Genomic DNA, 22,478 nt, shown 5'->3' on the forward strand with positions numbered 1-22,478 from the left:
TACAATTCCGGCCCGATCTTGCCCACTGCTTCGGCCATCAGGCGTTGCGTCGCCTTGCGCCGGGCCACATAACCGCGCTACTTCGTACAGGACAGGCCATGACCGATTCCACCTCCCCCGACAATGCCAAGGCATCCCTGAGCTACAAGGACGCCGGCGTCGACATCGATGCCGGCAACGCCCTGGTCGACCGCATCAAGGGTGTCGCCAAGCGCACCATGCGCCCCGAGGTGATGGGCGGACTGGGCGGCTTCGGCGCCCTGTGCCAGCTGCCTTCCGGCTATCGCGAACCGGTGCTGGTCTCGGGCACCGACGGCGTCGGCACCAAGCTGCGTCTGGCCATGGACCTGGGTCGACACGACTCCATCGGTATCGATCTGGTCGCCATGTGCGTCAACGACCTGGTGGTGGCCGGCGCCGAACCGCTGTTCTTCCTCGACTACTATGCCACGGGCAAACTGGATGTGGACATCGCCGCCGACGTCGTCGCCGGCATCGGCGAGGGTTGCGAACAGGCCGGCTGCGCCCTGGTAGGCGGTGAAACCGCCGAAATGCCCGGCATGTACGAAGGCAGCGACTACGACCTGGCCGGCTTCTGTGTCGGCGTGGTGGAGAAATCCGAGATCCTCGACGGCAGTAAGGTCGGCGAAGGCGACGTACTGTTGGGCATCGCCTCCAGCGGCGCTCACTCCAACGGCTATTCGCTGATCCGCAAGATCCTCGAAGTGAGCGGCGCATCGCTGGATACCGCCATCGACGGCCGGCCACTGGGCGACGCTCTGCTCGCTCCCACACGGATCTACGTCAAGCCGCTGCTGTCGCTGATCAAGGAGAGCGGTGTCGCCGTTCATGCCCTGTCGCACATCACCGGCGGCGGGCTGCTGGAGAACATTCCTAGGGTACTGCCCGACTCCCTGGCGGCACGCATCGACGTGAAGAGCTGGACGCGTCCGGCGCTGTTCGACTGGCTGCAGCAGCAGGGCAACGTGGCGGAACACGAAATGTACCGCGTGCTCAACTGCGGTATCGGCATGGTCGTGGTCGTACCCACCGAGAAGGCCGATCAGGCCCGCGCCCACCTGCAGGCCCAGGGCGAGACGGTCTATCGCATCGGCGAGATCATCGCCCGCGGCGAAGGCGAAGAAGCGGTTCTGCTGGAGAACCTCGAGGCATGAGCGAAGCGTACGACGGCGACACCATGACGGACTTCACCCCCGAGCCCACAGGCACACGCCGGGTTGTGGTGCTGATCTCGGGTAACGGCAGCAACCTGCAGGCGCTGATCGACGAGCAGACCCACGACCGCCTGGGCGGCGAGATCGTGGCGGTGATCTCCAACGTTGCCGACGCCTACGGCCTGCAGCGTGCCCGTGATGCCGGCATCGATGCCGTAGTGCTGCCCCACGGCGAGTACGAGAATCGCGAAGCCTACGATGGTGCCCTGATCAAGGTGATCGAGCGCCACGAACCCGATCTGGTGGTACTGGCCGGCTTCATGCGCATTCTAAGCTCACGCTTCGTGCAGCGCTTCCACGGCCGCATGCTCAACATCCACCCCTCCCTTTTGCCCGCTTACCGTGGCCTCAACACCCATGCCAAGGCACTCGCCGACGGCGTGGCCGAACACGGCTGCAGCGTGCACTTCGTCACCGAGGAGCTGGACGGCGGCCCGGTCGCCATCCAGGCCGTGGTAGCGGTTAACGAGGGCGAGACCGAAGCCAGCCTGAAGGAGAAGGTGCACGCCCGCGAGCACCTGATCTACCCCATCGCGGTGAAGTGGTTCCTCGAGGGGCGCCTGCGCCTCGAAGGCGAGAGCGCCCTGCTCGACGGCACCCCGCTGCCGCCCCAGGGGCTACGCCTCTCCCACGCCGACGCCGCCGAAGAACTTGACGAAGAGTAACGCCAAACTCGACGCAAAGTGGATGCCCCAAGACGCTAGCGGCGCCGGGGACAGTTCAGAGTGGAGGTCATTCTTCATGGGTGAGGCGACAGCCGAACGGGCACGCCATGGATGGCGTGCACCGGTCTTGCAAGCGGAGCAGGATGCGAGAGTGAAGCAAGAAGAATGTAGCGCCCAGGGAAGGGTCTACAGCGCCTCCACGAGAACTGTCGACGGATTAGCCGCGGGTTCCGTCAGCCGGACTCAGGTACGGGGTAAGGTGACGCCCCTCTGCCCCATATACTTGCCGCCGCGATCCTTGTAGGAGGTCGCGCACACCTCGTCCGACTCCAGGAACAGCATCTGCGCCACACCCTCGTTGGCGTAGATCTTGGCCGGCAGGTTGGTGGTGTTGGAGAACTCCAGGGTCACGTGCCCTTCCCACTCCGGCTCCAACGGCGTCACGTTGACGATGATGCCGCAGCGAGCGTAGGTGGACTTGCCCAGACAGATGGTCAGCACGCTGCGCGGAATACGGAAATATTCCACGGTGCGCGCCAGGGCGAAGGAGTTGGGTGGGATGATGCAGACGTCGCCCTTGATGTCGACGAAGCTCTTCTCATCGAAATTCTTGGGGTCGACCACCGCCGAGTGAATGTTGGTGAACACCTTGAATTCATCGGCACAGCGGACGTCGTAGCCATAGCTGGAGGTACCGTAGGAGATCACCCGCTGATCGTTGACGTAACGCACCTGATCGGCTTCGAAGGGTTCGATCATGCCTTCCCGCTCGGCCATGCGGCGGATCCAACTGTCGGGCTTGATGCTCATGGGACGTCCTGAATGAGTTGTGCCGAGAATGAAGAAGTAGGCTTTGGCTGAAAAGTCGTCTAGGGCCGCTATCATAGCGGCCCTAGGTGCACTCGTCACGGCCCGTCGCCAACGGGCTGAACACTGTCAATCACTGAACGAGATGCTCGGCCCTTCGCTCGGCGCCTGGCCGCCCAGCTCAGCGGCGATCTGCCGTGCCATGTCACGGAAGGTCGCCGTCACCTCGCCTTCCGGCTCGGCAACAACGGTGGGTCGGCCCCCGTCCGCCTGTTCGCGAATCGACAGCGCAAGCGGCAGCCTGCCCAGCACCTTGGTCTCGTACTCACCGGCGATACGCTCACCGCCGCCTTCGCCGAAGATCGGTTCGGCATGACCGCACTGGGAACACACGTGGAGGCTCATGTTCTCCACCACGCCCAGCACCGGCACGTTGACCTTGCGGAACATCTCGATACCCTTGCGGGCATCGAGCAACGCGATGTCCTGGGGCGTGGTCACGATGACCGCTCCATCCACCGGAACCTTCTGCGCCAGCGTCAGCTGAATATCGCCGGTGCCCGGCGGCATGTCGATGAACAGTACATCGAGGTCGTCCCAGGCCGTTTGGGTCAACAGCTGCTGAAAGGCTCCCGCCACCATCGGGCCGCGCCACACCATGGGCTCCCGGGTGTCGACCATGAAAGCCATCGACATGGCCTGTACGCCATGGGTCTCCAACGGCCGGAACTTGTTCTCGCCGGCCTGCTGGGGCCGCACGCCTTCCGGAACACCCAGCATCTGCGCCTGACTGGGGCCGTGGATGTCGGCATCGAGAATGCCGACACGATACCCTTCGGCAACCATGGCCAGTGCCAGATTGACGGTAACGGTGGATTTTCCCACCCCACCCTTGCCGGATGCCACGGCCACGATATGCTTGACCCCTTCGATCACGACTGACTCCTTATTCCTGCAGATGAGTGTCCTGCGAATGGCAATTGTCTGACACGCTCAGTATAACGCGCCAGCTCCCGATACGAGCGCGACCAAGCGACATCGAAGTCTCCATAAAGACATGCGGCGGGCCAAGGCCCGCCGCATCGTTTCGCCCTCACGGCGCTCAGTTGCTCTCGGCCTCTTCGGCCTCTTCCTCTTCTTGCGGCGTCTGCTGAGTGGCCTGCTGGCCTTGAGGCTGGCCCTGTTGCTGGCCCTGTTGCTGGCCCTGCTGTTGATCTTGCTGCTGCCCTTGTTGAGTGCGCAGCTCGAGATCCCCCAGCGCATCGCGCCACTGGGCAAGCTGCTCCTCGACCTGCTCGAGCTGCTGCTGACGACGCTGAACCTGGGCCTCCAGCTCCTCGAGTTCACCACGGGCCGATTCGATCTCTTCGTTGGTTTCATCGCGCTCCTGGCGAATCGCCTCGAGTTCTGACGTGGCCGCCTCGCGCTCGTCGCGGATTTCGCCCACTTCGCCCTCGACCTCGCTACGCCAGGCCTCCAGCGCCTCGATGTCGTTCTCCAGCGCTTCGATCGTCTGCTGGCGCTCCTCGATGGCCTGATTCAGCGTATCGAGCTGCTCCTGGCCAGCTGCGGCCTCCTCTCGCATGCGCTCCAGCTCACTGGATATCTGCTCGAGTTCCTCTTCAGCCTGGCGGCGCGCTGCTTCTGCCTCCTGGCGCTCCTCTTCGGCGGTCTGGCGCGCGGCCTCGGCTTCCTGGCGTGCGCTTTCCGCATCCTGACGGGCCTCATCGGCATCGGCACGAGCCTCGTCTACCGCCTGGAAGTCATCGCGCAGCGCCGTCAGGCTCTCCTCCATTTCGGCCTGCTCGCCACGGCGTGCCTCGAGGTCGCCCTCCAGCGCCTCGCGCTCCTCCTGCAACTCGTCGACACGGGCAGAAGCCTCTACCGCCTCGGCTTCGAGACGCTCGATCTCGCCGCGAGCGGCTTCCTGCTCATCGTGCAGGGCGGCTTCCGCCGACTGCCGCTCCTCCTCGAGTTCGGCCAGCCGCCGCTCCAGCGCCTCGATGTTCTCCCCCGCCTCATTACGCTCGTTGAGTTCCCTTACCAACTCCTGGTGCTCACCTTCCAGCGCAGCCAGCTGCTCCTCGAGCGCGGCGCTGCGTTCACGCTGGTTGCCGGCGCTGTTATGAGCAAGAATCGCCCAGAGGATGGCCAGCACGGCGATGGCCACCAGGGCCATGACGCGTCTGTCCTTGTAGAGTGGACTTTCGGGTGTTTCCGACATGGGCAAGACCCTCCAGATGGTCCATGTTGATCGTCACGCTTGGCGTGACGCTCGCGTAGGTTCCTTCCTCAGCATACATAGGCAGCCAAGGCAGCGAAAGGAAGCCGCCGGCTAACCGTTCGTCAAGCTTAGCGTATGAAAAATCGCGCGCCGTCAGCGCGGAGTGACCCGCCAATTCGACAGCCAGGGCGAACCGCGGACCTCGAAGTCGAGTTCGCGCAGCCATTGGGCAACCACCAGATTCGATTGATGAGCGGCGGAATAACCGCGTGGATAGGGCACGAACTCCAGACCGTACTGCTCGCTCGGCACCGGTTCCACATCGGCACGCTCGAAGTGTGCATCGAGCCGCCGTTTCAAGGCCTGCACACGTCCCATGTCGGCTTCCAGGGGATAGATGTCGGTCAGGCCCTCCGGGGCCAGCCGGTGAAACTGCTCGGGAGCGTCGATGTCGGGGTGCACGGCTCGACCAATACCCGCATCGGTGGGCCACAACATGGCCGCGGCACCGCTCAGTGCGTGCTGACGCCCCTCGACGTACCAGCGCCAGTCGCCATAGCTGTAGCGCACCACGCCCCCCGATTCACGCGGTAGTACCAGGCTGGCGTGCCGGCCATGATCCAGCAGATAGATATCGACGGGTTGTTCGAGCAAGCTCGGTTCGGGCGGCACGACGCGGCCGGCACAGCCGGTCAAGAGCACAATGGCCATCATGGCCAACAAGGTGCCCAGCCAGCGTCGCAGCTGCTCTCGATATGCCATATCCCTCCATTGCGACCGATAGAGCGCCAGCACCACGATCTGAGATTCAATGGAATTCACTCTGCTTGGACTGGCCGAAAGGCTACTCAGGCAAGCCCTGCAGCAGCCTTCCGTTCCCGCTCGTCATGACCCACGGTCATGACATCGGACCTAGCGCAGCCCCAGCATCGACAGGATGAACAGCACCACCACGATCAGGCCAATGATATAGATGATATTTCGCATACAGCTCTCCTTGCTGTCGGGTTCAATGTAGTCGACGTGGTGACGACCGAGCCACCGTCAGCCCCAGTGTAGCGGACCAACGAAATCCAGCCAGTGAAGCAACCGACTTGTGGTCGCCTACCGAGGCGAATACCTTACGAGGCAGGATCTCGCAAAACGGCACAAGGAGCGATGCTCGCCATGCCCAAGGCTCACCAATCGCGGCATGTCATGTTCGTGCTGTTGCCTCGTACGGGCGCCTTCCTTTGGCGCGTGCTGACCAACTTCCTGCGTAACCGCGGTATCCTGCTTGCCGGTGGTGTTGGTTACAACATCCTGCTCTCCATCGTCCCGCTGTTCGCACTGCTCGCCGTGCTGCTGACCCAGATCATGGATGAAAACGTACTCCTCGAGGTGCTTGCCGTTCAGCTGGATCACCTCGCGCCCGCTCATGCCGCAGGCTTGCTGGAAGCTGTGCGAGCCCTGCTCGAGTCGCGAGACGTGATCGGTATCTTCGGTATTCTGGTGTTACTGGTCTTCAGTTCCTTCGCCTTTCGCATGCTGGAGGATGCACTAGCCATCATCTTCCACACGCCGGAAGCCCATCCGAAGCGCAGCGTGTGGGTTTCAGTGCTGCTACCTTATCTCTTCATGCTGGTACTGGGTGCCGGGCTGGCCGCCCTCACCCTGATGGTGACCCTGGCCGAGGCCATCGGCACGCTATGGATGGCAGTGGTGGGGCGTGAAATGCCCCTGGCCGGGCTCTCCGACCCGCTGCTCAACCTGTTCAGTTTCTTCGGCGTGTTCCTGCTCTTCAGCGGTATCTACAAGGTGCTGCCTGTCGTCAGAATTCAATTGCGCAGAGCCTTGGTCGGCGGCTTCGTCGCAGCGTTGCTGTGGGAGGGGGTGCGCTTCCTGCTGATGTTCTATTTCCTCAATGTCTCACTGGTCAATGTGGTCTATGGTTCGCTTGCCACCATCATCGTGGTGCTGCTAACGCTGGAAATCGGCGCCATGATCCTGCTACTCGGCGCTCAGGTGATCGCAGAACTCGAGTACAACGCCCGCCGCGGTCTGCCGTGGTACGTGGATCCTCGCCGCGAACCGGTCACCCATGTCGATTGAGACCTCACTGCCCCCACTGCCCGCTGCGCTTCATCACGCCCCACTGATGCTTGCGTCGGGCGAACCACTGCCACAGGCCGCGACAGCGCCAAATCGTGTTGAGCTGCCGATAGCCGAAGTTCTCCAGCACCGCGACGAGGAACAGCCGCAGCATGTCGCGGCGACGCTGATAGACACGAAACGACAGCGTTTCAAGCAGCAGACCGTTCACTGATAGCAGTATGCCCATGCCAATGGCCACCAGCAGGAACACGGTAAGGGCAACCGGTGAGACGATGCCCATGGCGAAGCCGCCGATCATGAAGGCGTAACCGGCCAGTTCCACCAAGGGGCCCAGCCACTCGAACAGCGTCATGAAAGGCCAGGCCAGGTATCCAGGCGCCCCACCCCGCCGCCCGAACGCCAACCGCGCATGACGACTCAGGCTTTCCGCCAGCCCACGCTGCCAACGGCTGCGCTGGCGCCCCAGCGTACCCAAATCCTCCGGCGCCTCTGTCCAGCAGATCGGATCGGGCAGGTAACGAATACGGTAGGGAATCTTTCGTTCACGGTGGTAGCGGTGCAGCCGCACCACCAGCTCCATGTCCTCTCCCACGGTAGTGGTGCTGTAGCCCCCGATCTCGGCGACACGCTCACGGTCGAACAGGCCGAAAGCTCCCGAGATGATCAGCACTGCATTGAGCGGCGACCAACCCAGCCGACCGAACAGGAAGGCGCGCAGGTACTCGACGATCTGGAAACGCGCCAGCAGGCTGTCAGGGATTCCCGCCTCGAGCAGAAAGCCGCCGCGCACCGTCGAACCGTTGGCGATACGCACCGTCCCGCCGGCAGCCACGGTTCGCTCGTCCTCCAGGTAGGGCTGTACCACGCGCAGCAGGCTGTCGCGCTGCAGGATGGAATCGGCATCCACGGCGCAGAACAGCCCGTGACGAGCGGCGTTGATGCCGGCGTTCAGCGCATCGGCCTTGCCGCCGTTGACCTTGTCGACCACCTTCAGGTTGGCGTAACGGCGAGAGCGGTAGATACCTCTGACTTCCTGGTGCGGCACGCTGCGGCGTAGCGGCTCCGGGTGCAGCTCGAGTTCGAAGGCCTCGATCAGCACCTCCAGGGTCTCGTCCTTGGAGCCATCATTGATCACCACCAGTTCGAATTCGGGGTATTGCAGTTGGAGCAAGGAGAGCAGCGAGGTTCGTATGGTGGCCGCCTCGTTGTAGGCCGGCACCAATATCGATACGGCGGGTTCGATGCCCAAGTAAGGTACTTGCTCTCCCAGCTCGGCGCGCTGGCGCATATAACGCCGCAAGCTCACCATGGACATTAGATTGAGGGCCAGATAACCACCGTTGAGCAGCACGAAATAGCCGATGAAGCCGATCTGCGCCCACCACATCCAATCGATGCCCATTCTGCCCTCCTCAACGGCGCCGCTCGGCGATGGCGCGAGTCAGGGCATCACGCCCATAACGATCCGTCAGCTCATGCTGCCAAGCTGCGATGTCGGCATCGCCGATACCGGGAAGTTCGACCAGCGCGTCCGCCGCTGCCTGACGCACCCACCAACTGCTGTCAGTCAGCCGCTCGAGCAGGAAGGGAGCATCTTCGAGCCCCGCCTGACGGCGCAGCGCCTGGACCGCAACCAGCCTGACCTGAGGGGAGTCGGCGCCCAACCAGCGTAGAAGGAGCGGCTTGTCACGGGGATCGCGCTGCTGCCCTAGGCAGCTCAACGCGGCACAGAGCGAGGTCTCGGTACCCTCTTGCTCATCGATATTTCCCTCCAGAAAACGCCTTGCCCAGGGTGCCACACGGTTCGGCTCGGCCCAGGCCAGCAGTGCGACCAAGCGAGCGGGCGGCTCTTCTCCTTCGACAAGACGTGACAGCAGCGGGCCGCTGACCGCCGCCGGGCCAGCCTGACGACACAGCGCCTCCAGCCGCGGAATGGCCCAGTCACGGCGCAGCTCTACCAGCGGGATCAAACGCTGCATGGCTCGCGCGGGGTCCATGGCCACCAAGGTTTGCGCGGCTGTGAGCGCCACCACAGGATTGGTGTCATCCACCAGCGGCGTCACCTCGGACCAGTAGCGTGGGTCGGCCAGGTACTGCAGGCAGCTAAGCGAGAGCAGTCGACGGTGTACACCCCGCCCACGTAGCAGCCGCACTACGCGACCGCTCATGCCGATACCTTGGAAGAGCGCGTTCAGTCGCTGCTGTGACTGCCCCCGCACCTGCCGGCGCAGCCGCAGCCACAGCAGCATGAACCAGACCTCTTCTTGCCTGCCACGGGGCGGCCAAGGTAGCGCATCGCCATGCTCCACGCTCCATGCGGTAAGGCGCGGGCGCCAGTGGCCGGTGAAAGCCTCTCTTCGGCGCTCGCGACGACTGGCCAACTCGGTCAGCACCAGTACCTGGAGCATGATCAGCAGCGTCAAACCGGCCAGGGCGAGGGCACTGTAGACGGCAAAGCGCAATACCGGGTCCGCAGGCGGAGTCGCCAGTACCTGCAACGTCTGATTCATCAGAGCCACAAGCTCAGAAGGCATATCTCACACCCAACTGAACGCCGTAACGGTCGTATAGATCGCCCTGGCTGAGGCCACCCAATTCCCAGCTCAACGCCCAGTCGTCACGCAACCAGTGCCTCCCGTGTAGAGCCACGGATGCCACGTCCGTCGTCACCACCTCGCCGCCGGGTAACCCCTCCTCCTCGCGACCGAGCGCCCCGCGCACCCCCACCAGGCTGCGCTCGCCGTAGTAGTAGTCCAGCGCCACGGCATGCCCCACCGGGGTGCCCGCCACGTCCACGTCGCTGACGTTGAGGGTATAGGCACCACGCCAGTTGCCCCAGTAGCGCTCCATGCCCAGCGCCAGCCTGTCGACCTGGGAGCCCTCGTAGCGGGTACGCCGCAGACTGGCGTTGCCCACGTAGCCGCCACCCAGCACGCGCTGTACGCCGAGATCGGCATGCCAGCGGGCAAGGAAATCGGCCGAGAAGGTGCGCCCCACTTCGGGCTGCACGATCCATCCATCGCCCAACGGCAGCGCAGCCCCCGCCACAAGTGCTTCATCCCAGGTGCCATAGCGACGCTCGCGGTGCAACGCGCCATACCAGGTCGGCTCTCCGCGGCGGCTCGACTGCACGTCGAGACGCTGGGTCAACCAGTCGTCGAAGCCGCTGTCCAGCGCATCGTAACGCAGCGAAGCCTCCACCTCGGTGCGCCGCTCCTGTGCCTGCGCAGCGGCAAACAGCGTCGAGCCGATCATCAGCGCCCCGATCAGGCACCCCACGGCAGTAGATCGGGCATCGACCATCCGTTGCATCAACGCCTCCTCATGAAACGCCGCAGCCGAGCCAGGAGTTCCTCCGGCTGAAATGGCTTGGTCACGTAGTCGTCGGCCCCCAGCTCGAGCGCCCGTACCACGTCGGCCTCGCGCGCCTTGGCCGTGAGCATGATGACGGGCACATCCTGCCACGCCGGCAGACTGCGCAGCCGCTCCAATACCTCCAGGCCATCGTGGTAGGGCAGCATGATGTCGAGCAGCGCCAGATTCACCGGGGAAATATCGGAAAGAAGCTCCAGCGCCCGTCGTCCGTCGGGCGCATGCTCCACTTCGAAGCCCTGACGCTCGAGCAGAAAGCGGATCAAAAAGGCGATGTCCTCTTCGTCCTCCACCATCAGGATGCGAGGCTTGGGTTCGCTCGTCGTCATCGTCACCTACCCTCTTCTTGATTCGCATGCCCGTCGGCTTCCGACAGGGCGGGAAAACGCACTCGAAACTCGCTGCCGTTGCCGGGAACCGAGCTGAAGTCGATTTCACCGTTCATGGCATGAACCAAGCCACGAGTGATCGATAGCCCGAGCCCGGTGCCGCCGATACGACGCCGGTCGGAGCCGTCGGCCTGAGCGAAGCGCTCGAAGACACGGGATTGAAACTCCAGCGGTATCCCCTCACCCACATCACGAACCGCCACCTCCCACCAGTCAGCGGCAGCGTTCGTCACTGGCCTGATGCCAACCGTGACGGCAGCGCCTGACGGCGAGTGTTTACAGGCATTGGAGATTAGATTGGCGAGCACCTGGGCGAAGCGATGCGGATCCAGTGCCGCCTCAGCTTGGCGCTCGGCACGCCGCAGCTCAAGCGTCACACCAAAACTGTCGGCATAGGGGGTGTTGTCGATCAGCGCCTGCTCAACCAACGCGGTCAGATCGGCACGCTGCAACCGCACCTCGAGCTGACCGGCCTCGAGCTTTTCGATATCGAGGATGTCGTCGATGAGATGTACCAGACGCTGGCCGTTCTTCTCGGCCACCTGGACCAGGGTCCGGGCATCGTCGGGCAGCTCTCCTCCATAGCCCTGCTGCAGCATGCTCAAGGCCCCCTTGACGGCGGTCAGCGGTGTGCGCAGCTCATGGCTGACAGTGGCGATGAATTCAGCCTTCATGCGCTCCATCTCGCGCCGCTGCGTGATGTCCACCGCCACTGCCAGCAAATGCTGGCTGCCATCGGAAAGGGTCAGCGGCCGTTTGAGCATCTGCAGCCAGTGCTCATTTCCATCGCTGTCGCGAATTTTGAGTTCCGGAACACGCAGCTCGTCACGACCGGCCAGCACTTCACTATCACCCACGCTCAAAGGGCGCAATAACGAGGCCTGATCCAGCTCTGACGGCTGACGCCCCTCAACCTCGCTTGGCTGCAGCCCGAAAAAACCGGCGAAGGACTGGTTGCAGAGTAGGAAGCGCCCATCCGCATCGCGTGAGAAGATCAGATTCTCGTCGGCATCCACCACCCGGCGGAGGTACATCTGCTGATCGCGCAGCCGCCGGCGGCTGCGCAGCCGATCGGTGATATCACGAGCGATGACCAGATGCTCACCGTCCCGCGTCGGCAGCATGCGCACCTCGTACTCGGTATCGTCGGGGTCGTGCCAGACGAAGCTGTGCAGCAATCCCTCGCTGCCAGTCTCATCAAGGCGTTCATGCAGCTCGCGGGCAAAGGGCTCGGTCACCGGCGCCTCGCCCACCAGACGATGGACGCATCGCTCGGCATCGATGACGTAGAGTTCGTCAGGCACGGTATGCAGCAGGGCCTGCAGCCTTGCCTCGCGATGTTCGGCATCTTCGAGCAGCTGGCGACGAATGGTGAGCACGCGGTTCAGCGCCCCGTATGCTGCCACGAAGAGGATCACCACGAATGCGACGCCGATGATGGCCACCTGTCTAGCTCGGCCGGCCTGCTCGGCGGCACGATCGCTCTGCATTGCGAGCAGCTCGCGCTCCTCGTTCTTGAGGGGATCGAGGATGTCGCGTATGCGAACCATGGTTTGACGTCCGCCTGCTGCCAGCAGCCGCAACGATGCAGCCTCGAGCCCATCGCTCTCACGCACGGCGATGTTACTCTCGGCAATGCTCACTCGCTGATCGATCAAGGACTCCAGTAGCGCCAATTGCTCCGCCGACAGGCGCTCGTTGGATTCAAGGCGTTGGTGTAGCAAACGGCGTTCGGCGTCGAGACGCTCCCGGGCACTGCGGTAAGGAATCAGGTAGTCGCTGCGCCCTGTGATGACGAAGCCGCGCTCACCGGTTTCCACTTCGAGCAGGGTCAACTGGAGATCCTGAATCGATGAGATCAGTGCAAGGCCGTCATCGACGGCTTCATTGGCAACCAGAAGGGACTGTTGGACCCGCCCTGCCTGAACCGCAAGGCCGATCAACAGCAGAAAGGCAAGTAACGAGGCGAGACGATGCAAGGCAACGGCAGAGGGGCGATTCAGCAACAGACTTACCTCGTTGGCCGCTTGCGATCATTGCGTAGCCGACCCAGGAGGTGGAACAGCGCCTTCCCGCTTACCATGCCCAGCACATAGATCACCAGCAGCAGCAGCGCCAACGGCATCCGCATCCCCCAGGTAAGGAAACGCACCTCGACCAGGTTGATGTTCTGCACGAAAAGAATCGCGACCAGCAGGGTCACGACGATCTTGATCGCCAGCAGTAGCGTATCCATGCGCTCTCCTTTCCCCAAGCATCCCCTTAAAGCTGGGTGGCAGAGCGTTTTCTGTCAACTTTCGCTAATACGTCGCGCCCGAATGAAGCCGGGCGCGACGATAGCGGATGACGGTTCAACCGATGGCGAATAGCGCCCCGGCAGCGGCGATCGCAACGCCCAGCGCCCGCAGAATACGATTCTCACGCGCCATCAGGAACGCGCCCGCCGCACGCCCTGCGTAGGTAATGGCCAGTGTCGCCAGGGTGAAGCCAGCCAGGTAGGTCAGCATGGAGGCGCCGTGGGGCATCTCGTTGCCATGGGCATGGCCGTGGAACAGCATGAACAGAACCACCACACCCGCACCAACCACGGTGGGGAGCTTGACCAGCGCAGCGATCAGCACCCCTGCCAGCAGTACCGACATGGCGATGCCGAACTCCACGCCCGGCAGTGACATGCCGGCCCAGGCCAGCCCCGCCCCAAGCAACATGCCGCCTGCCGCCAGGGCCGGCGCAGCGAGACTGAAAGCACGGCTCTGGCGCAGGCTCCACAGCCCCACCGCCAGCATCGCCAGCAGGTGGTCTAGCCCCAGCAGGGGATGCGCCAGGCCGGCGGCAAAACCGCCGCCGTGGACATGGTCGTGTCCCGGGTGCGCCACGGCAAGGCCGGCCAAGAGGAGCAGCGCCGGTGCCGCGAGCAGAGCCAGTTGGGTGGATGATGAACGAGTCGTTTTCATGATGGCGATCTCCTGGTCGAAAGTAGTCGAATGGTCGTCAGACACTGGCCGGCTGGGCCTGGGGCCGGCGCTCCGGCAGCATGCCGCGGTCGAGAATGAAACGAATGATCTCCTCGAGACCGACACCGTCGTAGAGGTTGGTGAAGACGAACGGGCGCTCGCCGCGCATCTTCTTCGAATCGCGCTCCATCACCTCGAGCGAAGCGTGAACCTGCTCGGCGATGTCGATCTTGTTGATGATCAGCAGATCCGACTTGGTGATACCGGGGCCGCCCTTGCGCGGGATCTTGTCGCCGGCAGAGACGTCGATCACGTAGAGCGTCAGGTCGGAGAGTTCGGGGCTGAAGGTGGCCGACAGGTTGTCGCCGCCGGACTCCACCAGCACCAGCTCGAGATCGGGATGCCGCTCCTGCAGTTCGTCGATGGCGGCGAGGTTCATCGAGGCATCCTCGCGGATCGCCGTGTGCGGACAGCCGCCGGTCTCCACGCCGAGGATGCGGTCGGCCGGCAGCGCCTCGTGGCGCAGCAGGAAGTCGGCATCCTCGCGGGTGTAAATGTCGTTGGTCACCACGGCAATGTCGTAGTGGTCGCGCAGCGCCAGGCACAGCTGCTTGAGCAGGGCCGTCTTGCCCGACCCCACCGGGCCACCGACGCCGACGCGTAGGCAATGTGTCATCTTTGTCTCCTTGGCCACCTTAGCGGCACTGTGTATGTCGACAGGCGCCAGACCAGTTGCTGCCGAATCCACCTCACGCGATCGCTGGGGCGATGGCCGAGACGACGCGGGCGATCTTCATGGATGAAGATCGAGGAAAGCCGGCACAGGGATGTGCCGTCTTTCCGACCGCGGGGGTCCGGCCGGAGCGCCAGGGTTTCGAGCGCGTGGTGTGGTGAGCGCAGCGGACTGGCTGGCTGACCATCGCAATCAACTCCGAAAAAGCCTCGAGTACTGCGTTTCGTGCAACGCGCTGGCCAACGCCAGGCCGGGCAGCGCCGGGCCGAGTTCGTCGTCACCGAGCGCGAGGGCTTCATCCACCGCGGCGACCAACGCCGGGCGCAACCGCTCGACCAGGCGCTGAGCGGCGGTATGCCCCAGCGGCAACGCCTTGCAGGCCACCGCCAGCTGGTTCTCGAGCCAAGCCCAGGCAAAGCCGAGCATGGCCTGGCGCGGCGCCACCCCACGTACCTGGGCGGCCCAGGCAAACACCGTCACGTAGCCCGTCCCTGCCGGCAGCGCGGGCGACTCGCCCGAACGATCAACGGGCAGCAGCCCCAGGCTGCCCAGCAGCCGCGCCAGCGAGGCACCCAGGCGCGAATCCTCGGCGGCCAGCTCGGCGGTTTCGCGGTTGGCGGCCAGCCAGCCATCCCACTGTGCAATCGCCTCGACGTCCTCATCCGCCCAGGCCTGCTGCAGGCGCGCCAGCACCGGCAGCTCGCAGCGGGTCAGGCCGTCGTCGAGCACGCCGGCCAGCCAGTCGCCGAGGCTCGCCTCGTCCTTTACCCAGCCCAGCTCGAAGGCGCTCTCCAGGCCCTGGGAAAAAGCGAAGGCCCCGATCGGCAGCGCCGGGCTGACCAGCTGCAACAACCCCAGCAGCGCCAGGTCGTCGCTCTGGGCCGTGACATTCACGGGCGCCGCCTCACGGGGCATGGTGATGACCATGACCGTGGTTGTGGCTATGTTCATGGTCGTGGCTGTGGTCGTGGTCGTGACCATGAGCGTGTGAATGGCCCAGCTGGTTGTAGGCGCCCGGCTCGGGGTCGAAAGGTGCCTCGTGCCGCTCCAGGCTCGCCCCCAGCAGCTCGGCCAGCTCCTCCAGCACGTGATCCGGCGGGAAGCGTACGTAACCACCCCGCCAGTCCTCGCCCAGCGCCAGTTGCACGTGGCGATTGCCCAGGTGGTAGGCGAGCCGCGCCAGGGGCAGGCCCGCTTCGATCCGGGCGGTCACCACCGGCTCGTCGGCAGCCCTGACCCGCACGATCTCGCCGCTCTCGGCGCGCAGCCCCTCGCCATGGCGCAACACCGGGCCACGGTCGAGAAACAGCCCCAGATCGCGACCGGAGTCGCTGACCGCCTTGAGCCGACCGCGAATGCGCAGCTCATAGGGCAGCGTGAGGGTGTCGCTGGCCTGGCGCCCCTCAATGGGTCCCAGGCGTTCGATCAGTTTCAGCATTGCGATTGCCTCGTTGAATTCAGGCCCTGGGCCATGCCGGTGACAGACCGCACCCCGCCCAACCACCTCGCGCGACCGCTGGCAGTCCGGGCGAGACGATGCGGGCGATCTTCATGGATGAAGATCGAGGAAAGCCGGCACAGGGATGTGCCGTCTTTCCGAGCGCAGGAGTCCGACCGGAATGCCAGGGTTTCGGGCGCGTGGCGTGGTGAGTGCGGGGTTGCGAGCATGGCGCCATCCTCGAAGGCTTCAGAACAGGTGGTAGCGCTGCGCCAAGGGCAGCTCGGTAGCCGGCTCGCAGGTCAGCAGCTCGCCGTCGCAGCGCACCTCGTAGGTCTGCGGATCGACGCTGAGCTCGGGGCAGGCGTCGTTGAGCTTCATGTCGCTCTTGCGCACCCCGCGCACGTTCTTGCACGCCACCAGTGGGCTCACGAGCCCCAGCCGCTCCCCGACGCCGGCGTCCAGCGCCGCCTGGCTGACGAAGCTCACGCGGCTCTGGCTCGCCGCGCGGCCGAAGGCACCGAACATGGGGCGGTAGTGCACCGGCTGCGGCGTAGGGATCGAGGCGTTGGGGTCGCCCATCGGCGCCGCCGCGATCATGCCGGCCTTGAGGATCAGCGCCGGCTTGACGCCGAAGAAGGCGGGGCTCCACAGCACCAGGTCGGCCAGCTTGCCCACCTCGATGGAGCCCACCTCATGGGCGATGCCATGGGTGATCGCCGGGTTGATGGTGTACTTGGCGATGTAGCGCCGGGCGCGGAAGTTATCGGCGCCGAGCGCCTCGTCCTCCGGCAGCAGCCCGCGCTGCACCTTCATCTTGTGCGCGGTCTGCCAGGTGCGGCACACCACCTCCCCAACCCGCCCCATGGCCTGGGAGTCCGAGGCGATCATCGAGATCACCCCCATGTCCTGGAGGATGTCCTCGGCGGCGATGGTCTCGCGGCGAATGCGCGAGTCGGCGAAGGCCACGTCTTCGGGAATGTTGGGATCGAGGTGGTGACACACCATCAGCATGTCGAGATGCTCGTCGATGGTGTTGATCGTGTAGGGGCGCGTCGGGTTGGTCGACGACGGCAGCACGTAGGGCTTGGAGCAGGCGATGAGAATATCCGGCGCGTGACCGCCACCGGCGCCCTCGGTGTGGTAGGTGTGGATGCCACGCTCCTTGAAGGCAGCCAGGGTGTCCTCGACGAAGCCCGACTCGTTGAGCGTGTCGGTATGGATGGCGATCTGCACGTCGTAGCGCTCGGCCACGCTCAGGCAGGTGTCGATGGAGGCCGGCGTGGTGCCCCAGTCCTCGTGCAGCTTGAGGCCGATGACGCCCGCCTCGATCTGCGCTTCCAGCGCCTCGGGCAGGCTGGCGTTGCCCTTGCCGAGCAGGCCGATGTTCATCGGCAGCTCGTCCACCGCCTGCAGCATTCTGCCGATGTGCCAGGCGCCCGGCGTACAAGTCGTGGCATTGCTGCCGGTGGCAGGCCCGGTGCCGCCGCCGAGCATGGTGGTGATGCCGCTCATCAGCGCCTCCTCCACCTGCTGGGGGCAGATGAAGTGGATGTGGGCGTCGATGCCGCCGGCGGTGAGGATCTTGCCCTCGCCGGCGATGATCTCGGTGCCGGGGCCGATGACGATCCCCACATCGGGCTGGGTGTCGGGGTTGCCCGCCTTGCCGATGGCCGCGATACGGCCCGCCTGGATGCCGACGTCGGCCTTGACGATGCCCCACCAGTCGAGAATCAGGGCGTTGGTGATCACGGTATCCATCACCGTGGCGTCGGCGCGCTGGCTCTGGCCCATGCCATCGCGGATCACCTTGCCGCCACCGAACTTCACCTCCTCGCCGTAGTGGGTAGCATCGCGCTCCACCTCGATCCACAGCTCGGTGTCGCCCAGGCGCACCCGGTCGCCCACGGTGGGACCGTACATGTCGGCATAGGCCTGCCGGCTGATGCTGGTGCTCATGCCTCACCTCCTTCCAGCGATCCCATTACCTCGCCGCGGAAACCGTAGATATGGCGACTGCCGGCAAAGGGGATCAACGTAACCTCACGGGTCTGGCCCGGCTCGAAGCGAATCGCCGTGCCCGCCGCCACGTCCAGGCGAAAACCGCGCGCCCTGGCACGGTCGAAGACCAGTGCCGGGTTGGTCTCGGCGAAATGATAGTGGGAGCCGACCTGGATCGGCCGGTCGCCGATATTGGCCACCTCCAGCGTGATCCGCTCGCGCCCGGCGCTGAGCTCGATCTCGCCGTCCTGTAATTGATACTCACCGGGGATCATTGGACCTTCCCTCTACGTTATGGCTGTCAATAAACAGCTAAAACCGTCGACAGTTAAAACTGAGCGAACGAAGGCCAGGCAAGGCGGCGAGCGACAAAAAAGCGGAGTTTACTTTAGTAAATGAGCATTTTTTGTCGTGAAGCCAACACAGCATGGCCGAGTGCAGCCAGTTTTAGACGATCGGTGTGTGGACGGTGACGAGCTTGGTTCCGTCGGGAAAGGTGGCCTCGACCTGCACCTCGTGCACCATCTCGGCGACCCCCTCCATCACATCGTCACGGCCGAGGATCTCGCGGCCGTAGCTCATCAGCTCGGCCACGCTGCGCCCGTCGCGCGCACCTTCCATGATCTCGAAGCTGATCAGCGCCACGGCCTCGGGATAGTTGAGCTTGAGGCCGCGGGCCCGGCGTCGTTCGGCCAGCTGGGCGGCGGAGAACAGCAGCAGCTTGTCCTTGTCTCTCGGGGTCAGTTCCATGCGTCTCTCCTGGTGAGTCAGGTGAACCAGATACGGGGCGGATGAGCGGGCACACCGATGAGCAGCGGCCTCAGGCAGGCCCATGCCTGCCGGCAGATCTCCCAGGCTTCGTTGCGTTCATGGCCCAGGTAACGCAGCAGGAGTACGCCGTGGCGCACGGTCACCGCCCAGCGCGGGCCCGCCACGAGCGCCTCACGCAGTGCCTCGATGGCGGCGGTTTCGTCACTGAGACCCACGGCCCATAAAGTGGCCTGTACGCTGGCGCCGCCCTGCCCCCAGCGACCGGTGAAGCGCGGGTGAGCCGGATCGAGCGGTTGGCGCTCCAGCCACAATGGCTTGCCGTCGCGATACAGCCGAAAACGCTGATCGATGCGCCCCGACACATAAGGCAGTCGGCTCGCCGGCCGGCCCAGCGCCAGTACTTCCCAGCCCAGGCAGCGCGCCCCCGCATCGAGTTCGATGAGCGTCTCCTGCACGCCCCGCGAGCCATCGAAGGCGATGGTCTCCTGGGGCAGCCATTCGAGAATGCCGTGCTGCGATACCTTAAGACTGGTGCGCTGTTCCCATGCCACGCCGTGGCTGTCGGCCCGGTAGAGCTTGTTGGCGGCAGGCGTGGTCAGCAGCGCATGGGCTTGCGGCTCGACCCGCGCTGAAATGCTCAAGGCATCGCCGCTGACCAACCCGCCGGGTGGATGCAGCAAGTAGACGTGGCAGGCGCCATCTCGCCCTTCCGGGTAGAAAGGCCGCTGCACTCGTAGCGGGCCGCGGTGGCGCGCCTCGACCATACGCGTGCGCCCATCGCGGCAGTCGAAGCCGAGCGTCAGCGACGCCGCCCAGTGACGCTCGGCATCGAAGCGATGTCCGGAGTGCGGCGCTGGCTTGGCGACAGCGGAGGTGGCGAAAGCGGTCATTGGCGGCTCGTGGCATACATATCTGACCAACCCTTCAGCAAGGGTCGTACCAGCTTGGTGAATCGCTTCAACTCGCCTTTATAAACAACAGCTTATAAAAAATCAGCGGGCCGCAAACGCGACCCGCCGACTCCTTTTGGTGCGCCAGATCAGCGCTTTTGCACCAACCTCACGCACCAATATCGTCCGCAGCACCCTTCTGGTGCGGGCATCGCCACTGCCGCCCTATACCGTCAGGTGCTCCTTGATCAACGCATCGGAGAGCTCAGCGATCTCACCCTTGGCCACCGGCCTGCCGCGATCCATGATCACGAAACGGTCGGCGTACTTCCGGGCGAAGGGCAGCTTCTGCTCCACCAGCAGCACGGTGAGACCGTCCTCCTCGATCAACTTGCGAATCACTTCGCCGATCAGGGTCACGATATTGGGCTGAATGCCCTCGCCCGGTTCGTCGAGGATCAACAGGCGGGGTTCGATCACCAGGGCACGACCGATGGCCAACTGCTGCTGCTGGCCGCCGGAGAGATCCCCGCCCCGGCGGTGCTCCATCTCCTTGAGCACCGGGAAGAGCTCATAGATGCGCTCCGGAATGGTGCGTCGACCATCTCCGCGCGCCGCCAGACCGGTGCGCAGGTTCTCCTCCACGGTCAGCAAGGGAAATATCTGCCGCCCTTGGGGCACGTAGCCGATCCCGAGACGCGAGCGATCCTCTACCCGGCGCTTGGTCAGCTCCACATCATCGGCATAGCGAATGCTGCCAGAGGAGACCTTCACCTCGCCCATGATGGCCTTCATCAGGGTAGTCTTGCCCACCCCGTTGCGGCCCATCACGCAGGTGCACTGACCCGCTGGCACGGCCAGGTCGAGATCCCACAGGGTGTGGCTCTCGCCATAGAACTGGTTGAGCTTGTCGATCGCCAGCATTAGAGCGTCTCCTCCTCGACTTCGGCGCCGAGGTAGACTTCGATCACCCGTGGGTCACTGGAGACCTGATCCATGCTGCCCTCCGCCAGTACGCTGCCCTGATGCAGCACCGTCACCTTGCGCGCGATGGAGCGCACGAAACCCATATCGTGCTCGACCACGACAACAGATTGTTTTCCCGCCAACCCGGTGAGCAGTTCGGCGGTGCGCTCCATCTCCTGCTCGGTCATTCCCGCTACCGGCTCGTCCACCAGCAGCAGACGCGGTCGTTGCATCAGCAGCATGCCGATCTCCAGCCACTGCTTCTGGCCGTGGGAAAGAATGCCTGCCGGGCGGGCATGCAGCGCCTTCAGGCCGATGATCTCCAGCACCTCGTCGATGTGATCACGTATCTCACCGTTCATGCGCGCAGTGAGCGTGGGCAGGATGCGCTTGTCGGCGGCCATCGCCAGCTCCAGGTTCTCGAACACCGTGAGCACCTCGAACACAGTCGGTTTCTGGAACTTGCGGCCGATGCCGAGACTGGCGATATCCGGCTCGTTCATGCTCAGCAGGTCGTGACGGCTGCCGAACCACACCTGGCCGCTGTCGGGCCGGGTCTTGCCGGTGATGATGTCCATCATGGTGGTCTTGCCGGCGCCGTTGGGTCCGATGATGCAGCGTAGCTCGCCGTCGTCGATGGTCAGGTTGAGATCGTTGATCGCCTTGAAGCCATCGAAGCTGACCGTCACATCCTCCAGGTAGAGGATCGGCCCGTGCCGCACGTCGACCGGCGACTCCGCGGGCACCAGAAAATCGAATACCCGATCACGGCTGGCCAGGGAACGCAGAATGCTCATGCCGATGCCTCCTTGCCGGAAAACGAACCGTCAGCGTCGCGACGGCGGCGTAGCCTGAGCGCCAGCAGCCCTGCCACGCCCTTGGGCAGGAACACCGTGACCAGCACGAAGAGTCCGCCCAGGGCGAACAACCAAGCGTCCGGCATCGCCCCGGTGAATACCGTCTTGGCGTAGTTGACCAGTATCGCCCCGATCACTGCCCCGTAGAGCGTCGCCCGTCCGCCGAGAGCCACCCACAGCACGATCTCGATGGAGAACAGCGGCGAGAACTCGCTGGGGTTGATGATGCCGACCTGAGGCACGTAGAGCGCCCCGGCAAGCCCCGCCAGCATGGCCGAAACCACGAACACGAACAGCTGGAAGCGCTCGACCCGATAGCCGAGGAAGCGCGTGCGCGCCTCGGCATCACGGGTCGCCACACACACCCGACCCAGCTTGCTGGTGACGATGGCCCGACACAGCACGTAGCCCAGCGCCAGCGCCACGCCTGAGGCCAGAAACAGGCCCAGCCGGGTCTCGCTGCTGCGCAGGTTGAAGCCCAATAACTCACGGAAGTCGGTCAAACCGTCGCTACCGCCGAAGCCCATCTCGTTGCGGAAGAAGGCCAGCATCAGGGCGAAGGTGAGCGCCTGGGTGATGATCGACAGGTAGACGCCGGTGACCCGCGAACGGAATGCCAGGAAGCCGAACACCAGCGCCAACGCTCCCGGCACCAGCATCACCATCAAAAAGGCGAACCAGGCCATGTCGAAGCCCAGCCAGTACCACGGCAGGCTGTCCCAGTTGAGGAACACCATGAAATCGGGCAGCACCGGGTGGCCATAGACGCCGCGGTCGCCGATCTGGCGCATCAGGTACATGCCCATGGCGTAGCCGCCCAGAGCGAAGAAGGCGCCGTGCCCGAGGCTCAAGATACCGAGATAGCCCCATACCAGATCCACCGCCACCGCCAACAGCGCATAGCTCAGATACTTGCCGAACAAGTTAACGGTATAAGCATTGACATAGAGGGGATGCCCCGGTGGCAGCGCCACATGCAGCAACGTCACCAGCGTCACGGCGGCCAGCAGCACGCCGAGAAAAATCAGCGTCGAGCGCTCACCGAACGGCCGTAGCAACCAGAGTCGAGAAGAATCCATGGA

24 protein-coding genes are annotated in these 22,478 nt (G+C 64.3%); 3 read left to right on the forward strand and 21 right to left on the reverse strand.

Translation table 11 applies throughout. The annotated features are described in order from the left end of the window. The first annotated feature begins 98 nt into the window (after positions 1-98). Positions 99-1,175 (forward strand): phosphoribosylformylglycinamidine cyclo-ligase, encoded by a 1,077-nt coding sequence (gene purM / locus HOP59_RS15835; protein ID WP_234254583.1) that lies wholly within the window; start codon positions 99-101, stop codon positions 1,173-1,175. Beyond that, on the forward strand, positions 1,172-1,900 hold the full coding sequence (purN, locus tag HOP59_RS15840) for a phosphoribosylglycinamide formyltransferase (RefSeq protein WP_234254584.1): 729 nt from the start codon (positions 1,172-1,174) through the stop codon (positions 1,898-1,900). The genes purM and purN overlap by 4 nt, the downstream gene beginning before the upstream one ends. Positions 1,901-2,143: 243 nt before the next feature. Here the strand turns inward: purN and dcd are convergent, their stop codons facing one another. The 4 genes from dcd to HOP59_RS15860 form a co-directional block, all read right to left on the reverse strand. Continuing rightward, positions 2,144-2,710 (reverse strand): dCTP deaminase, encoded by a 567-nt coding sequence (dcd, locus tag HOP59_RS15845; RefSeq protein WP_010628292.1) that lies wholly within the window; start codon positions 2,708-2,710, stop codon positions 2,144-2,146. Between the two features lie 126 nt (positions 2,711-2,836). Continuing rightward, positions 2,837-3,667, reverse strand: coding sequence for an iron-sulfur cluster carrier protein ApbC (gene apbC, locus HOP59_RS15850; RefSeq protein ID WP_338073346.1), 831 nt, complete (start codon positions 3,665-3,667; stop codon positions 2,837-2,839). 142 nt (positions 3,668-3,809) lie between these two features. Next, positions 3,810-4,931: a coiled-coil domain-containing protein gene (locus HOP59_RS15855; protein ID WP_234254585.1), complete on the reverse strand. Its 1,122-nt coding sequence runs from the start codon at positions 4,929-4,931 to the stop codon at positions 3,810-3,812. Positions 4,932-5,084: 153 nt separating this feature from the next. Beyond that, the gene (locus HOP59_RS15860) at positions 5,085-5,693 is read right to left on the reverse strand and encodes a hypothetical protein (protein ID WP_010628289.1); all 609 of its coding nucleotides are present in this window, start codon (positions 5,691-5,693) and stop codon (positions 5,085-5,087) included. A 405-nt stretch (positions 5,694-6,098) separates the two neighbouring features. Here HOP59_RS15860 and HOP59_RS15865 point away from each other — a divergent pair, with 405 nt between their 5' ends. Then, positions 6,099-7,022, forward strand: coding sequence for a YihY/virulence factor BrkB family protein (locus tag HOP59_RS15865; RefSeq protein WP_026038108.1), 924 nt, complete (start codon positions 6,099-6,101; stop codon positions 7,020-7,022). Between the two features lie 4 nt (positions 7,023-7,026). Here HOP59_RS15865 and HOP59_RS15870 read toward each other — a convergent pair whose 3' ends face one another. The 17 genes from HOP59_RS15870 to urtC form a co-directional block, all read right to left on the reverse strand. Next, positions 7,027-8,427 (reverse strand): glycosyltransferase family 2 protein, encoded by a 1,401-nt coding sequence (locus tag HOP59_RS15870; RefSeq protein WP_010628287.1) that lies wholly within the window; start codon positions 8,425-8,427, stop codon positions 7,027-7,029. Positions 8,428-8,437: 10 nt separating this feature from the next. Next, positions 8,438-9,535 carry a HEAT repeat domain-containing protein gene (locus HOP59_RS15875; protein WP_234254586.1) on the reverse strand — a complete coding sequence of 366 codons (1,098 nt, stop codon included), beginning with the start codon at positions 9,533-9,535 and terminating at the stop codon, positions 8,438-8,440. 13 nt (positions 9,536-9,548) lie between these two features. Beyond that, complete coding sequence (locus tag HOP59_RS15880) at positions 9,549-10,337, reverse strand: YaiO family outer membrane beta-barrel protein (RefSeq protein WP_234254587.1); 789 nt, start codon at positions 10,335-10,337, stop codon at positions 9,549-9,551. Then, positions 10,337-10,726 carry a response regulator gene (locus HOP59_RS15885; RefSeq protein WP_010628284.1) on the reverse strand — a complete coding sequence of 130 codons (390 nt, stop codon included), beginning with the start codon at positions 10,724-10,726 and terminating at the stop codon, positions 10,337-10,339. Before HOP59_RS15885 ends, HOP59_RS15880 begins: the two co-directional genes overlap by 1 nt. Before the next feature lie 2 nt (positions 10,727-10,728). Continuing rightward, positions 10,729-12,792: a sensor histidine kinase gene (locus tag HOP59_RS15890; protein ID WP_234254588.1), complete on the reverse strand. Its 2,064-nt coding sequence runs from the start codon at positions 12,790-12,792 to the stop codon at positions 10,729-10,731. Positions 12,793-12,797: 5 nt separating this feature from the next. Beyond that, on the reverse strand, positions 12,798-13,022 hold the full coding sequence (locus tag HOP59_RS15895) for a LapA family protein (RefSeq protein WP_234254589.1): 225 nt from the start codon (positions 13,020-13,022) through the stop codon (positions 12,798-12,800). 115 nt (positions 13,023-13,137) lie between these two features. Beyond that, a complete protein-coding gene (locus tag HOP59_RS15900; RefSeq protein WP_234254590.1) occupies positions 13,138-13,740 on the reverse strand; it encodes a HupE/UreJ family protein in 603 nt (200 codons plus the stop codon). 37 nt (positions 13,741-13,777) lie between these two features. Further along, a complete protein-coding gene (ureG, locus tag HOP59_RS15905) occupies positions 13,778-14,416 on the reverse strand; it encodes an urease accessory protein UreG (RefSeq protein ID WP_234254591.1) in 639 nt (212 codons plus the stop codon). 249 nt (positions 14,417-14,665) lie between these two features. Then, positions 14,666-15,400, reverse strand: a complete 735-nt coding sequence (locus HOP59_RS15910; protein WP_234254695.1) for an urease accessory protein UreF — start codon at positions 15,398-15,400, stop codon at positions 14,666-14,668. Further along, positions 15,378-15,911 carry an urease accessory protein UreE gene (gene ureE / locus HOP59_RS15915; RefSeq protein ID WP_234254592.1) on the reverse strand — a complete coding sequence of 178 codons (534 nt, stop codon included), beginning with the start codon at positions 15,909-15,911 and terminating at the stop codon, positions 15,378-15,380. The genes HOP59_RS15910 and ureE overlap by 23 nt, the downstream gene beginning before the upstream one ends. A gap of 249 nt (positions 15,912-16,160) precedes the next feature. Then, positions 16,161-17,870 (reverse strand): urease subunit alpha, encoded by a 1,710-nt coding sequence (gene ureC / locus HOP59_RS15920; RefSeq protein ID WP_234254593.1) that lies wholly within the window; start codon positions 17,868-17,870, stop codon positions 16,161-16,163. Beyond that, positions 17,867-18,187 carry an urease subunit beta gene (locus HOP59_RS15925; protein WP_234254594.1) on the reverse strand — a complete coding sequence of 107 codons (321 nt, stop codon included), beginning with the start codon at positions 18,185-18,187 and terminating at the stop codon, positions 17,867-17,869. Before HOP59_RS15925 ends, ureC begins: the two co-directional genes overlap by 4 nt. Before the next feature lie 172 nt (positions 18,188-18,359). Next, on the reverse strand, positions 18,360-18,662 hold the full coding sequence (gene ureA, locus HOP59_RS15930; protein ID WP_159551673.1) for an urease subunit gamma: 303 nt from the start codon (positions 18,660-18,662) through the stop codon (positions 18,360-18,362). A gap of 17 nt (positions 18,663-18,679) precedes the next feature. Beyond that, positions 18,680-19,573, reverse strand: coding sequence for an urease accessory protein UreD (locus tag HOP59_RS15935; protein WP_234254595.1), 894 nt, complete (start codon positions 19,571-19,573; stop codon positions 18,680-18,682). A 225-nt stretch (positions 19,574-19,798) separates the two neighbouring features. Beyond that, the gene (urtE, locus tag HOP59_RS15940; RefSeq protein ID WP_234254596.1) at positions 19,799-20,497 is read right to left on the reverse strand and encodes an urea ABC transporter ATP-binding subunit UrtE; all 699 of its coding nucleotides are present in this window, start codon (positions 20,495-20,497) and stop codon (positions 19,799-19,801) included. Then, positions 20,497-21,336: an urea ABC transporter ATP-binding protein UrtD gene (urtD, locus tag HOP59_RS15945; protein ID WP_010628272.1), complete on the reverse strand. Its 840-nt coding sequence runs from the start codon at positions 21,334-21,336 to the stop codon at positions 20,497-20,499. Before urtD ends, urtE begins: the two co-directional genes overlap by 1 nt. After that, complete coding sequence (gene urtC / locus HOP59_RS15950; RefSeq protein ID WP_234254597.1) at positions 21,333-22,475, reverse strand: urea ABC transporter permease subunit UrtC; 1,143 nt, start codon at positions 22,473-22,475, stop codon at positions 21,333-21,335. The genes urtD and urtC overlap by 4 nt, the downstream gene beginning before the upstream one ends. Between the last annotated feature and the right edge of the window lie 3 nt (positions 22,476-22,478).

Origin of the sequence: Billgrantia aerodenitrificans (genome assembly GCF_021404405.1) — a bacterium.
Classification (GTDB): Bacteria; Pseudomonadota; Gammaproteobacteria; order Pseudomonadales; family Halomonadaceae; genus Halomonas; species Halomonas aerodenitrificans.